The sequence below is a fragment of the Pedobacter sp. GQ55 genome (assembly GCF_059758925.1).
The window spans coordinates 79,144-94,366 of sequence record NZ_JCAXEI010000006.1 but is presented as its reverse complement, the minus strand read 5'-3'; the positions used below and the strand labels follow the sequence as shown (position 1 = coordinate 94,366).

Here is a 15,223-nt window from a genome sequence, read left to right as displayed (position 1 = left end):
TTAGTCGAAACCGATAAGAGATCCTTACAAGATTTTTTGATCTTTCCCATAATTACTTCAAACGGAAACAAGCAGCGAGGGTACCTTCAAGGATACCAATGGGTTGTGTTGATGGCAATTGATTGAAAATAAGCACATTACGTAGTGTCTAGCGGTTCCGTCCAGTCCGATTGGAAAACTTTAGAACGCCTGTAGTTATAAGATTGCAGGTGTTTCTGGTGTATTATTCAGTTTGATTTATATACATGTTCAGTATATTTGCTATATGGAAAACGCTAATTATAAATATTCCCAATAAAAAAGTATTTTGGTTGAACAAATACTTGAGGGTTTAGGCGTGCCCATTCAGGAAAATAGCCTAACTAAAGAATCTACTTACAGAAAAAAATTACTAGAAGTATCATATGTTTTGGCGTATTATGGGTGTTTATATCACGCCATAAAAGTCACTATTCGTCTTCCCAGGCGTTTATATAATTGATGAATTTTTGCAGAATAGGTTGCCGAAAAGTCACAAGGGTTATATTGAGGCAGAACTGCTAATTCTGATAAGGACAGGTGTAAGCAGGGTGCTTGATGTGCTGGGTTGCGTGATCCAGTCTTTTAATGGGGAATCAGGATGCTCAAGTGAAAAAAATTACGCAGACGGATGAACTCAAGACTGGTTTTTGCTAACCTGCATACCAGAGAACAGTTGAAGGAAAAATCTCTGGACATTTTCGAGGATTACGTTAAAGTTAGTAACTCTTTTAACATCACCACTTCTGCCAAAGAAAAAGAGGCCGTAATGCTGCAGAGATTCTGCTGAGTCGTAATATCTACAATGAAATTGGTCAGCTGAGCAATAAAGGATTGCATAGTACCAATTTGACCACTCCTGTCTTTGCCCCAGACGACTAGTTACCTCTATAATTCCGGGGCTGAACTCGAAGTAAATATTTCTGTCTTCTTTGTGAAAATTGATGTTTAATGACATCCTAACTAAAAGATAGAACTATGTCAACCTTAAGCATTCCTCAAAATGGCCAGGCCTTGAAAGGAAAAAACAGAACCCGAAAAGCAGTTCCCTCAGTAGACCTTACTGCAATGGTAGATCTTGCGTTTCTTTTAATAACCTTTTTCATGCTCACAACATCCTTATCTAAGTCTCAGGCCATGGACATAGCCAAGCCGGTTATTGATATTCCTAATCAGCCTTATCCTGCCTCAAGAACGCTAACGGTTCTTTTGGGTAAAGATAATAGCATTGTTTGGTATAAAGGCGAGACGGAGAAGGCAACGCCACATCGTGTTAGTTTTAAAATGATAGGCAGTGTTTTAACTCAAAACAAAAAGGAAATAGCAAGGTTGCAGGAGAATGATCCTGCTAAGTTTATGATTGTTATTATTAAACCCACCGAAGGATCTACATATAAGAATTTTGTAGACGTATTGGATGAGATGAGTATTGCAGATGTGAAATCTTACCTCATTGATGACGATAATCTGGCCAGTCAGGAACTGGGATTTATGGGAAGGTAGGAATTTCTACAGGAACCGGGTTCTATATGGGGCCGGTTCCTGTAACAAGATTAAAAATACCGATAAGACTCGGCTGCTACTTTCAGGTATTCATGCCGGTATTGATTAGGCTGTTTTCCTATAACTTTTTTAAATTGTTTGTTAAAGTTAGAGAGCGTTTGAAAACCGCATTCGTAGCCAATCTGATCAATATTCATTTTTCCTTCTTTAAGTAATTTGCAGGCAGATTCAATTCGGATCTCTTTAAGGAAATCTGAAAATGATTTGTTTACACGCGCCCTAAAATATCTGCTAAAGGATGTACGGGTCATATTTATTAACGAGGCAACCTCCTCCGCACTAATGGTGTGTTTAAAATTCCTCATTACATGCCCGTAGACCTTGTTCATCCTGGTAGTCTCCGCTTCAGTATTAGACGAAATCAAATAATTATGGGTAACGAAATGATAGTCGTTGGATTTAGCCAGTACATTTAATATTTTAAGCAATTGAATAACCCCATCCATGCCATCTAATTCGAGCAGCTCGCGCATCATTTTACTCACGGTAGCCTTGGTTTTACCAATAATTTCGAGGCCCCTTTCAGATTTTTGAAATAGCCTATCGATTTGTCCCATTTCATCTTTTAACCGCAATGCTTCTCCAAAAAAATCTTTATGGAAGTAAACTACAATAACTCTGGTCGATAACTGACTGTCCTTTTCGAAGTATTTGTTTTCATTTCTCCATACATGTGGAAGATGCGGGCCAATAAGTACCATGTCCATGGCTTTAAATGAGGTGATGTTATTACCTACAAAACGGCTTCCTTCGCCTTCCAGGACACAATTTAGTTGAAATTCGGGATGTGAGTGAAACGTAGGGTCAAAGTATGGGGCATAAATTTCTTTAACCACATACACTTTAGACTGTGAAATAGGTGATTTAGGAATAACGTGTGTCATTTTATTAAAATTATCTTAAATATTGGCTATATAGAAATTTTAGGATACAATATAGTCATTATTAGATAACAAGTGCCAATGATTCTAGCGCAATAAAATTTAAACTTGTACTAAACCAAAATCAAATATAGACGATTGTAAAATAGAATGACGCGATTCCGGAATCCCGCAACTATCTAAAAAATCAGGACATGACGCCATAATGAAATTTATGGGCGCGGTAATTTTTATTAGTCAATAATTAAAGAAAGGAGATAAGCCATAGTAGTATGAGCATTAGATATGTCGATTTCAGTTATTTAACCTAAAATTAATCAAACTAAATATAAGATGAAAAAATTAATACTCAAGAGATTTGTTCTATTTGAGCAAGCTTTGCTAAGAAAACAATATCATGTTTTTCTTTTACTGATCACCATTGCTTTACTGTCCCGGGAGTCTGCGCATGCACAACAAAAGACCATTACCGGTACGGTAACTTTTCAGCAAAAACCACTAACCGGGGTAAGCGTTAAGTTAAAGGGTGCCAATACAGGAATGAGTACAAATGAACAGGGTAAGTACACGGTTACCTTACCAACGGGAAGAGGCGTATTGGTATTCACCTATATCGGATTTCTTACAAAAGAAGTTATCGTGGAGGGTAGCACTACAATTAACGTGGAACTCGAAGAAGATAAGCAGCAGCTATCGGAGGTTGTTGTAACGGGATATGGCAGCCAAAAAAGGGAATCAATAACGGGGGCGATCTCCACCATCACAAGTAAAGATTTAGAAAAGGTACATGGCGGATCACAAGTGAGCACCGGATTGGCAGGGAAATTACCGGGTGTTACCTTTCGTATGCCCGATGGGCGACCAGGTGGTGGAGCAACCGTTCAGGTTAGGAACATGGGAAATCCATTATTTGTAATCGATGGGATCCAGCAGGATAAGCGTCAATTTGATAATCTTGCTGCTAGTGATGTGGAAAGTATTACCATTTTGAAAGACGCTTCTGCCGCTGTTTATGGTGTACGTGCTGCTAATGGAGTTGTGGTTGTAACCACAAAAAGAGGAAGCAGAGGGGAAAAGAATGTAATAAATGTTGATGCTTTTACAGGGTTTCAAAATTGGACGAGATTTCCTGATGTAGTGAATGATTCATACGAATGGTACTTAGCGAAAGCCGATGCGGAGATGAATAATGGGGGTTCAACTACAGTTACCAAAGAAGAATTAGCCAAATACAAGGAGGGAACCGAGCGGGGTTATCAGAGTTTTAATTGGAAAGACTTTATTATACAGAAGAACGCGCCATTGTATCAGCAGGCTATTAATGCCAGCGGCGGTTCTGATAAAATAAACTACTATTTTTCGGGAACAAACTTGTTCCAATATTCTGTATTGGGACGCGAATTTACGTATGGACGTAAAAATATCAATGCCAATATGGATGTAAATATAACCGACAGGTTAAAGGTTGGATTTGGGGTTAATGCTTATAACGAAGTAAGAGACAATCCGGGAATACCCGGGGGTGATGATTATAATTTACCAAGAGTCGCCATTTTATGGAACAGGCCCTGGGAACGGCCATATGCCAATGACAATCCAGACTATATAAATGATATTGGCCATAATGAATCCAATTGGGCTTATAACAACAAAAAAAACGGGGGATATTCGAACGATAGAAGACGTTATGGATCAGCACGATTTAATGCCCAATATCAAATCCCACACATAAAGGGGCTTGTTGCACAGGGATCTTATTCTTACGGCCTCGAAGATCGCTTGCATGATGGCCACGAATATACTTACAAAACGTATACCTATAATCCTACTGATGACAGTTATAAAGCAACCGGAGGCAGTACCAATCCATGGCGGGAACGTAGAACCCAGAAGATAGAAAAAAATAATTATCAGATAGGGTTAAATTACAACAACACTTTTGGTAAACATACCGTTGGGGGACTTCTGGTATCAGAGCGGTATGACGTAAGGGATAAAGAAGTATGGGTACATGCGGTGCCGGCAACAAATGTGCTTCCTCTGATCTATTTTAACACTTCTGATGCTTACGACGATCGTGATGACCAGGAGGCGCGTATTGGATATATCGGAAAATTAAACTATAACTTTGCCAATAAGTACTACCTGGAAGTTTCAGGGAGAAGAGACGCTTCATGGAAATTTGCACCCAACAAAAGGGTTGGATATTTTCCTTCTGTATCCGGCGGTTGGAGAATTACCGAAGAGAAATTCATGAAATCACTGTTAGGTGAAAACAGTAAGCTGAATGATTTGAAGATTCGCGCCTCTTATGGTATACTGGGAGATGATGATAACAAAGTTCTGGCAACGGATTATCTTGAGGGTTATAACTATAACCGTAATGGTTACGGTATCTTAGATGGAAACCCGGTTATAGGCTCCAGAGATAAAGGCAAGCCCATCTTAAATATTTCCTGGTTTAAAAGTAAGATTCTGGATATTGGTGCCGATTTTACCATGTTTAACAATAAGCTGACTGGAAGTGTTGATTATTTTAAAAGATTGCGAACAGGGCTTAGAGGCACCAAATATGATATCGTTTTGCCAAGTGAGATTGGCTTTAACCTAAGTGACGAAAATATAAATAAAGATGAGCAAACCGGGGGTGAGATTTCACTTGCCTATAATGGATCGGCTGGTGCAGTTACTTTTAGCGTAGGTGGAAATGTTGGGTATGCGCGTAGTAAGTTTACCGCCTCTTATAAACCTATATTTTTTAACTCCTGGGATCAGTACCGTAATTCTAAAGAAGGCAGATACGAGAATCTGTTTTGGGCATATGATGTAGCCGGTCAGTTCCAATCGCAGGAAGAAATAAATAATTATCCGGTCAATATTGACGGACAGGGAAATAAAACCCTGTTACCTGGTGATTTGATTTATGTGGACCTTAACGGAGATGGGAAAATCGACGGATATGATGAGCGTCCGATGGGTTATGGCAACAAAAAACCTGACAGCGAGGGTGGAACCAATCAACCAATTCTTAACGGTGGATTTAATTTTAGCCTAGCATGGAAAGGATTTGACTTTGCCGCTGATTTTTCAATAGGATCGATGTACAGCTATAATCAGGAAAACGAGATCAGAAGAGGGTTTGCCTATAATTCAGGAGCGTTGAACACTATTTTAACTGATAGATGGAGAAGAGCCGATGCTTTTGATTTAAATAGTGAATGGATACCGGGTAAATATCCTGCATTAAGATTTAATGTCAATTCAGCCAGTTCAGTAAATAAAAATTCTATTTATTGGTTGCATAATGTAACTGCCATTCGTGCCAGAACCCTGGAACTCGGTTATTCTTTACCTAAATCACTAATAGAAAAAATAAACATCAAAAAGGCACGTCTGTTTGTAAATGGCTATAACCTATTTTCTATTGATAACCTAAGTAAGTACAAGGTTGACTCGGAAGTTCAGGATACAAACGGCCTACAGTACCCACAAAATTCATTTGTTAACATGGGTATCAACCTCACTTTATAACAGTTTTTAATTGAAGCAACATGAAAAATAAATTTATTATAGCAATAACCACCTTATTCATTTTTGGGTTAGGGTGCAAAAGCGATTCAGATTATTTGGATATAAAACCTACTCAGGTACTTAGCCCTGAACAAGCTTTTAGTGATCCTGCACAGGTGCTATCTATCCTGGCTGATCTTTATAATCGTCAGTATGATTATCCAAGGCTAACTGAATGGATTTCTTTTGGCGATTTTAATGAGTCATTCTATTCGGAAAATGGCCGGTACAATGAGTATCATGGCAACAGTACCTGGGGCTTTAGAGGGTATAGAGGGCCCGATGTTGGCGGCAGGGCAACCTACTTTTGGACACCATGGGACTATACTTATATCCGTGAACTTAACCTGTTTATGGAGCGCTGCGCAAAGGCTACAGCACTGGATGAGACAACTAAAGCATCTTATATTGCTGAAGCCAGGTTTTTAAGGGCAAGTTATTATCTTACTTTAGCTCAATATTATGGAGGCGTGCCTATCATCCTCAATTCGCTGGAATTTGATGGAACTGACGTTACTTCCTTACAATATCCAAGGGCGAAAGAATCAGAAATGTATGACTTTGTAATTAAGGAAGCGGAGGAATTGAAACTATTGCTTCCGGCAAACAGTAATACCAAGGCCCGTGCGACTAAAGGCGCTGCATTGGCTATGGAGTCAAGAGCCGCTCTGTATGCTGCTTCTATCGCAAAATACGGTGCAACAACTCCTTCTGTTTCGCTCTCTGGTGGCGAAGTGGGCATCCCGGCAGGTATGGCAAATGCTTATTATACCACTGCCTTGAAAGCTGCTGAAGAAATCATCAGTGGATCAGCGGGAGCTTATTCCCTATACAAAAAGCAACCTGGAAATCTTTCTGAAAACTTTGCTGCCATATTTTACGATAAGACACAAAATAATGAGGTGATATGGGTTGATGACTATGCCCTAAAATTCAAAAGACATGGATTTACGCAAGTAAATCAGCCTCGTTTTGGTGCGGAAGAAGAAGAAGGTGGCCGTATTAATCCATCCCTTAATTTGGTTCAGTCATTTGAAAAGTTAGATAATACATTTGCCCCTTTAGCTACTAATAACGCTACCGGTGATTATATTTATTATACCAATCAACAGGATATATTTGCCGGCAGGGATGCCCGCCTGGGTGGTACGGTAATCATCCCGGGCTCGAGCTTTAAAGCCAGACCAGTTGATATTTGGGCTGGAGTGCAATTGGCAAACGGTACGGTAATCAGTGGAGGTGAACGCGGCGCTCAGAAGGTATTACCTGGTAAAACGGTACCTGAACAGGTTGTTGGCTTTGATGGGCCAATCAATGGGATTGGTAATACTGCCCAAACTGGTTTCTATATCCGGAAATATCAGGACCCCGCTATTGGCTCGGGTCAGCGTGGGATAGGAAGTGCTGTTTGGAGAGTAAGATACCGGTATGCTGAAATCCTATTGAATGCAGCTGAGGCAGCCTTTGAGTTAGGACAAACTTCGGCAGCTGCGGGGTATATGAATCAGGTACGGGCCAGGGCCGGATTAGTCATTCCTTTAACCGCTGGCGATATCACTTTTGATCGGATTGTGCATGAGCGCAGGGCGGAATTTGCCTTTGAAGGACAATACTTCTTTGACCTTAAAAGGTTTAGAATAGCCCACCAGATATTTGATGGGGTTGCCTTAAGCAAAACGGACCTTTTAAGTAATCTTTCTAAAGCTACAAAACGTAGTACTCAACCTTACAGTTTGTTGCCGTACAAATATTATGCTCCGGGATCACCAAATAATGGTAAGTGGATTTATAAAGTGGATTTATCAAACATTGTTACTGCAAGTGACAATTGGCAATTGGGTAATTATTATAGTGAGATTGAGGCCGATATCCTGACAAAAAACCCAAAATTAGTTAAACAACCTAATCAATAAGTATTATTTATAAATCTTATAATTATGAAAATTAAATTTCATTATATACTGTTTTTCGCGCTCAGCACCGTTATTCTGTCGTGTAAGAAGGATAATTTTGATGCGCCTAAGGCTGCTTTAGCCGGACGTATAGTTTATCAGGGAGAGCCACTGAATTTTGAATATAATAAAGTGGGCTATGAGTTATATCAGTCCGGTTTCGGTAAAACCGGCGCTATAGGAAGTACTTTCACGCCAGAAGGCGGGTTTTCACATCTGCTTTTTGATGGGCTTTATAAAATGGTTATTCCGGTTGGACAAGGGCCCTTTGTATGGAAACAAACTGCGGGTAAGCCAGATTCGATTGCGATAACTTTAAAGGGGAACACCAATATGGATATTGAAGTAATGCCTTATTATATGATAAGGAGACCTCAGCTTACTTATTCAAGCGGAAGTGTTACCGGAACATTTAAATTGGAACAAATTGTAAAGGATGCAAACGCTAAAACAATAGAACGCGTAACGCTTTATATCAGCAAAACAAGATTTGCGGATTCCCAAACCAATGTTGCTACAACTAACTTAGCCGGGTCCGCAATTACCGACCTGAATAATGTTAGTTTAAGTGTTACTGTACCTGCATTAATACCTACTCAAAATTATGTATTCGCCAGCATTGGCGTCAAATTTTCGGGTGTTGACGATATGATTTTTGCACCTGTAAAGAAATTAACTTTTTAATATTTTTTTAAGTTGAACCAGCTCCCTTTTCTTTTTGGGAGTTGGTTTGATAAAGTTTAAAAAGATGATTTTAGCTAAACCAGTATTTTTTAACTAAATAATCTTAACACACATGAGAAAAGCATTTTTTTTATTGCTGTTTAGCGCTTTTTTATTCCAAAACTGCTCCAACAAAACACGGGTGAGTAGTGCTGTCAAGGGAATAACAAGTTCTGCTAAAGAAGCACCCCGAAGGGCAGAAATTTTATTCCTGGGTAACAACAGCACACATCATGACTCAGGTAAATATGCGCCCTGGCTGGCCATTGAACTTTTTAAAAGTGGCGTTAACCTTACTTATACTACAGATCTGAAGGATCTGAATGCAGAAAACTTAGGCAAATATGATGGGTTGATTATTTATGCTAACCATGATACGATATCCGTTTCCCAAGAACAGGCTTTAAAGGACTTTGTTGAAAATGGCAAAGGTCTAATTCCATTACATTCTGCTTCTGGTTGTTTTAAAAATTCTGAATGGTATGTTAAGGCAATTGGAGGCCAATTTGCATCACATGGTAACGGATCATTTACTGCTCAAATTACAAATCCCTCGCATCAGGTAATGAAAAATGTTACCCCGTTTACCACTACAGATGAGACCTATGTTCATCAAAAACTAAATCCTGATATTGTTGTATTAACCGAACGTACCGAAGGGGCAAGAAAAGAGCCATACACCTGGGTACGTAATGAGGGAAAAGGAAGGGTTTTTTACACCGCCTATGGGCATGATGATTCGACCTGGAAGAACGGAAATTTCTTGAAATTGCTCGCAAATGGGGTTTTATGGGCTATTGGCGATAAGGTAAAAGATCAGATTGCAGGATTGAAAATTCCTGATATGAGCATTTATCCCGACACAATAGCTGATTTTACTGCAAGGCACGTAGTTCCTAAAATACAGGAAGGGTTAACTCCGGAAGAGTCTTTGAAATTGATACAAATTCCGGTAGATTTTGACATTAAGCTTTTTGCTGCGGAGCCAGATATCACCAATCCTATTGCGATGGCATGGGACGAAAAAGGACGACTTTGGATAGTGGAATCTGTAGATTATCCAAATACCTTTATTGAAACAGATGGCGCGGCAAATGACCGGATAAAAATTTGTGAAGACACAGATGGCGATGGTAAAGCGGATAAATTTACCGTTTTTGCGGATAGTTTAAATATTCCAACAAGTATTGTTTTTGCTAATGATGGAGTGATCATTTCGCAAGCACCGAACATGGTATTTTTGAAAGATACCAATGGTGATGACAAGGCTGATGTTCATGAAATCGTATCAACTGGATGGGGTAAGAATGATACCCATGCAGGCCCTTCAAACTTGCAGTATGGTTTTGATAATAAAATTTGGGGCGTTGTTGGCTTCTCTGGTTTCAATGGGCAAATAGAAGGCGTAAATACCCGCTTTGGTCAGGGTGTTTATCGGTTCAAGCCGGATGGAAAAGACTTTGAATACCTGGCGCCAACAAGTAATAATACATGGGGGCTTGGCTTTTCGGAAGATAACAATGTCTTTATATCTACCGCTAACAATACACACAGCGCATTTTATTCTATGCCTGTTTCTTATACCAAAAGGACACTCCCTGGCTTAAACCTCAATGCAGTTCAGAAAATTGATGGCCACTATGATGTACATGCGATGACCCCTAACCTTCGGCAAGTAGATGTGGTTGGCGGATTTACAGCAGCTGCTGGTCACCATTTATATACTGCCAGAAATTTTCCAAAAAATTACTGGAACCGCATTGCTTTTATATCAGAACCAACGGTGAAATTAATCCATAATGCAATCATTGAACCTGATGGAGCAGGATTTAAAGAAAAAGATGGATGGAATTTCCTGGCAAGCTCCGACGAATGGGTTGGTCCGGTGCAAGCAGAAGTTGGTCCGGATGGTGCGGTATGGGTGGCCGATTGGTATAATTTCGTGATTCAACACAACACATTTGTTCCCAGACAATCGCCAACGGAGTTTATTCTGCCACTTACTTTAGCCGATCAGAAACTAGGGCAGGGAAATGCATTGATCAGCAATTTAAGAGATCTTGATCGGGGTAGGATATATCGTGTGATATATAAAAAGGCTAAGCCATATACTCCAATTTCATTATCTAAGAATGATACACCCGGACTGCTTGCCGCATTAGGAAGCGACAACATGTTTTGGCGAATAACGGCTCAACGTTTACTGGTAGAGAAAAAAGATCAGAGTGCTATTCCTGCATTGTTAAAATTAGTAGGCGATCAGAAAGTAGATGAAATTGGTCTTAATGGATCTGCTGTTAATGCATTGTGGACATTAAATGGAATGGGCGTATTGGATGGTAAAAATGCTGAGGCTACACAGGCTGTTGTGCAAGCCTTATCTAGCCCAGTGGCTGGAGTAAGAAAAGCTGCAATAGAAGTATTACCTAAAAACAACCATACAATACATTTAATGCAAAGCAGTGGTATCCTTAACGACCGTAATTTAAATACAAGAATGGCGGCAATTTTAACACTTGCTGCTTTGCCCGCATCACAAGAAACTGCAAAGATCATTTATGAAGCGAGTTTTGAAGCCGAAAATGAAAAAGATCAGTGGATCTCACAAGCACTGTTTGCAGCGGCGTTGAAGAATAGGGAAGGCTTTTTGTCAGTTTCAAAAGAAAGTGATAAAAAAGTTATTGACTCTAGCCTAACCTCGCGCCTGGTAAACGCGGTTAGTCAGGAGGTTTATCTGCTGGATAGGGGTAGCAGCACACAGTTGTCGCCTGATGTTGTCGGAAAGGAAATTCATTTTAAGGCGACTGTTACCAAAGCTAGAAACAGTGAATTCAATGGAGCTATTATGGCTCAGGGAAATAAGGACAATGGATATTGCTTATTTATTGAATCAGGGAATCTGAATATGGTGGTTAACCAAAACGGTAAATCATTTAAAGCAGTAGCAAGAGATTCAGTACCTAACAGGTCTTTTGATGTGGTTGCCAGTTTGGAGACAGGTGGTATGATTACACTAGAGATAAATGGTAGAAAAGTAGCCAATGCAAAAGCTTCCGGGCTCTTTAAAAATGCGCTTAATGGCGGTTTGCGCTTTGTTGGAGATAAAGAAAGCGAAGACCAGAAAGCTTTTTATAATGGAATGTTGCCACTAAAAGGGGAAACAAGAAACGCATCACTTGAATTAAAAAAAGCAGCGCCTACAGGAAATAAAAGGGAGGCAGCGGCAACTACAAATAAAAATGATGGTTCTAAACCTATGCTCATTAAAATTAAAGTGGTAAAGGATCTGATGCAATTCGATAAAAATCTCTTTACAGTAAAGGCGGGGCAGAAACTCATTTTTGAATTGGAAAATCCGGATGGTATGCAACATAATATGCTCATTATTAAACCCGGCACCTTACAAAAGGTAGGGAAAGCTGCAGATGATATGCTTCGTGATCCACAGGCTGCTCAAAAGAATTATGTGCCTGTTATGCCCGAAGTTTTGCATGCCACTAAACTTTTGAATACAGGAGATGTAGTGACTTTTGATTTTACGGTGCCAGATGTCACAGGAGACTATCCTTTTCTTTGTACGTTTCCTGGTCACTGGAGAGGAATGAATGGCATTATGAGAGTAGTTAAATAATTTAAAATAAACTTTTTGATATGAAATGGAATGTAATTTTTTTGAGGTTATTACCCGCTAAACTGCCGGTGTTAGCTTCGCTTTTTATCCTGGTGTTATCGTTGAGTAGTTGTGGGGTAAATTCTCCAGCCAATGCTCAGAAAAAGGCCAAATCAATACGCACGCTGATGGTAGGCGGGGGCGCTTCCCATGATTTCGACAAATGGTATAAAGAAGTCGATACGAGAACCTTAGAACAAGATGGGCTTGCTACAGTGACTTATACTAGTGATGTGAGCAGTATTCTTTCAAAGCTGACGGATATTGATGTTCTATTCTTAACGAACAACCAGCCCATGGAAGACCCTGAACTGAGGAAAGCCATTTTTGCTTTTGTTAACGCTGGTAAGGGCCTGGTGCTTGCTCATGCTGCACTGTGGTACAATTGGAAAGACTGGCCAGAATATAACCTTCAGTTGGTAAGTGGTGGATCAAAAGGCCATGATAAATATGGCCCATTTGAGGTGAATGTTGTAGATACAAAACATCCAGTAACAAAGGGAGTAGACCAGAAGTTTAGCCTGAAAGATGAACGCTACTATTATAAAGCAGATGCTGCGGGCCCGGGAATAAAAATTTTAGCGAATTCTAGTGTGGAGGGATCTGCGGATATCTATCCTTCTGTATTTGTTGTCAATAATCCGAAAGCTCGTATTGTAGGGATAGCATTAGGTCATGATGCAGAATCGCACGATTTACCTGTTTATCATAAGCTTATTCGGAATGCCATTAAATGGGTAAGCCATAAATAATATTGTTGAACTTTTTAATAACTGTTAATATCTAAATTAAATAATCACATGAGTCAAAAGAAAATTACCGTAATTATTGTAGGGATGGGTTTTGGTAAAGAGTTTATTCCAATCTATCAGAACCACCCTGATGTTAAAGCCGTAGGGATTTGCACCCGCAATCAGGACACTATTGATGAGCTTGCCACTAAATTTAATTTGGATAGGGATCTTTGCTTTACAAATTTTGAGGATGTTCCTTTAAGAGCAGACGTTGATGCCATCCATATCGTAACTCCCGTTCCTGAGCATGCTAAAATGACGTTGGCATCACTCAACGCCAATAAACATACTGCATGTACCATTCCTATGGCGATGACTGTTGAGGACTGTACTGCCATAGTGGAAGCTAAAAGAAAGGCTAACAAAGTGTATATGATGATGGAAACCGCATTGTACACCAGAGAGTTCCTCTATGGATTGAAACTGGCAGAAAATGGTGATCTGGGCCGGATTCAGTTTGTTAGAGGTTCCCATATTCAGGACATGAGCATGGATGGATGGGGCGAATACTGGAAAGGTTATCCGCCAATGCTTAATGGAACGCATGCCATCTCTCCTTTGTTAAGAATCAATAACACCAAAGCTGAATCTGTTGTATGTCATGGCTCAGGAAGGTTAAGCGATGATCTGACTAGCAGATATGGTTCTCCGTTTGCAGTGGAAACCGCAACATTTAAGTTAAAAAACTCGGATGTAGTCGCAGAAGCTACGCGTTCTTTATTTGACGTGGTACGCCAGTACCGTGAAAGTTATGATGTATATGGCACAAAAATGTCATTTGAATGGGAGCAGTTGCAGGATGAGGAACACATCGTGTTTGATGGTGGTGAAAATGCGCGCAGGATAAGCGTGCCTGATACCGACGAACAGTTAATTCCTGAGATTGCGAATTTTACAAAAAGAGAAAAAATAGATGATCCGAATCATGTTTCATTTTTACAGGGAGCAGGTCACGGAGGGTCACATCCTCATTTGGTTCAGGAATTTGTTGCTGCTATTATGGAAGGTAGAGATTCAGCCGTTGATGCTGCTCTGGCAGCCAATTATACTTGTGCAGGTATCTGCGCGCATGAGTCTGCAATGAAGGGTGGTACGCGTATCAATATACCTGATTTCGAAATCTAACTAAAACCTTAATTTATCCCTTATGAAATTTGGAGTAAGTACATTCCTTTGGAAATCACCCTTTACTTCTCATTCCTTTGATCTTGTTCATAAGATCAAAGGAATGGGATTTGACATCATAGAAGTAGCAGTTGAACAACAAGAATTAATTGATTGGGTCAGATTAAAAGAGCTCATAAAAGAAACCGGATTACAGGTTACTGTCAGTGGTGCATTTGGTGCCGAACGCGATATTTCCAGCGAAGATCCACGAATAAGGGCGCAAGGCCTGAAATACATTGCCGACTGTATTAAAATAGCAGAGCATTTAGGGAGCCCTATTTTTGGTGGCCCGGTATATTCGGCCGTTGGGAAAACCCGCTTTGTAACTGAGGAACAGAAAAAAAGAGAAAGAAGCTGGTGCGTTGAAAATCTGGTTAAAATTGGTAAAGTAGCAGCCGACTACGGTGTGGTGGTAGGTGTAGAACCATTAAATCGGTTTGAAACTGATATGATAAATACTGCCGATCAAGCGATTTCACTAATTAGTGAGGTAGCGAGTCCTAATATCAAAATACAATTAGACACTTTCCATTGCAATATTGAAGAAAAGAATATCCCTGATACGATAAGAAAATTGGGCAAGGATCTTTTGTGTCATATCCAGGCAAATGAAAGTGACAGGGGGACTCCTGGAACTGGTAACCTGGATTGGATTGGCATAAAGGAGGCACTGACTGAAATTGGTTACGAAAAAGCCATTGTGATAGAAACTTTCGGTGAGGTGTCTGAAGAGATTGCCAGAGCAGCCTCTATATGGCGGCCACTGGCAAATAGTTCAGATGAACTTGCCATCGAGGGCCTTGCCTTTTACAAAAAACTATTTTCTTAAGGCAACACTATGTTAATTGATGTTCCATTGTATCGTCAACGATACGATTATTAAAT

Annotated in this window: 10 protein-coding genes; 9 read left to right on the top strand and 1 reads right to left on the bottom strand. The window is 39.9% G+C overall.

What is annotated here, in order from left to right; genetic code table 11:
- Positions 1-649: 649 nt before the first annotated feature.
- A complete protein-coding gene (locus AC6CH7_RS16725; RefSeq protein WP_498263835.1) occupies positions 650-808 on the top strand; it encodes a hypothetical protein in 159 nt (52 codons plus the stop codon).
- A gap of 188 nt (positions 809-996) precedes the next feature.
- Positions 997-1,521 carry an ExbD/TolR family protein gene (locus AC6CH7_RS16720; protein ID WP_498263834.1) on the top strand — a complete coding sequence of 175 codons (525 nt, stop codon included), beginning with the start codon at positions 997-999 and terminating at the stop codon, positions 1,519-1,521.
- Positions 1,522-1,571: 50 nt separating this feature from the next.
- On the opposite strand, the gene AC6CH7_RS16715 is transcribed toward AC6CH7_RS16720, so the two are convergent.
- Positions 1,572-2,465 (bottom strand): AraC family transcriptional regulator, encoded by an 894-nt coding sequence (locus tag AC6CH7_RS16715; protein ID WP_498263833.1) that lies wholly within the window; start codon positions 2,463-2,465, stop codon positions 1,572-1,574.
- 330 nt (positions 2,466-2,795) lie between these two features.
- Here AC6CH7_RS16715 and AC6CH7_RS16710 point away from each other — a divergent pair, with 330 nt between their 5' ends.
- The 7 genes from AC6CH7_RS16710 (at position 2,796) to AC6CH7_RS16680 (ending at position 15,167) form a co-directional block, all read left to right on the top strand.
- A complete protein-coding gene (locus tag AC6CH7_RS16710) occupies positions 2,796-5,993 on the top strand; it encodes a SusC/RagA family TonB-linked outer membrane protein (RefSeq protein WP_498263832.1) in 3,198 nt (1,065 codons plus the stop codon).
- Positions 5,994-6,013: 20 nt separating this feature from the next.
- Entirely contained in the window at positions 6,014-7,945 is a 1,932-nt protein-coding gene (locus AC6CH7_RS16705; protein WP_498263831.1) for a RagB/SusD family nutrient uptake outer membrane protein, read from the top strand.
- 24 nt (positions 7,946-7,969) lie between these two features.
- Positions 7,970-8,668 carry a DUF3823 domain-containing protein gene (locus AC6CH7_RS16700; RefSeq protein ID WP_498263830.1) on the top strand — a complete coding sequence of 233 codons (699 nt, stop codon included), beginning with the start codon at positions 7,970-7,972 and terminating at the stop codon, positions 8,666-8,668.
- A 112-nt stretch (positions 8,669-8,780) separates the two neighbouring features.
- Positions 8,781-12,338, top strand: a complete 3,558-nt coding sequence (locus AC6CH7_RS16695; RefSeq protein WP_498263829.1) for a PVC-type heme-binding CxxCH protein — start codon at positions 8,781-8,783, stop codon at positions 12,336-12,338.
- A 20-nt stretch (positions 12,339-12,358) separates the two neighbouring features.
- On the top strand, positions 12,359-13,129 hold the full coding sequence (locus AC6CH7_RS16690) for a ThuA domain-containing protein (protein ID WP_498263828.1): 771 nt from the start codon (positions 12,359-12,361) through the stop codon (positions 13,127-13,129).
- 48 nt (positions 13,130-13,177) lie between these two features.
- Positions 13,178-14,296, top strand: coding sequence for a Gfo/Idh/MocA family protein (locus AC6CH7_RS16685; RefSeq protein ID WP_498263827.1), 1,119 nt, complete (start codon positions 13,178-13,180; stop codon positions 14,294-14,296).
- A gap of 22 nt (positions 14,297-14,318) precedes the next feature.
- A complete protein-coding gene (locus AC6CH7_RS16680) occupies positions 14,319-15,167 on the top strand; it encodes a sugar phosphate isomerase/epimerase family protein (RefSeq protein ID WP_498263826.1) in 849 nt (282 codons plus the stop codon).
- Positions 15,168-15,223: the final 56 nt, after the last annotated feature.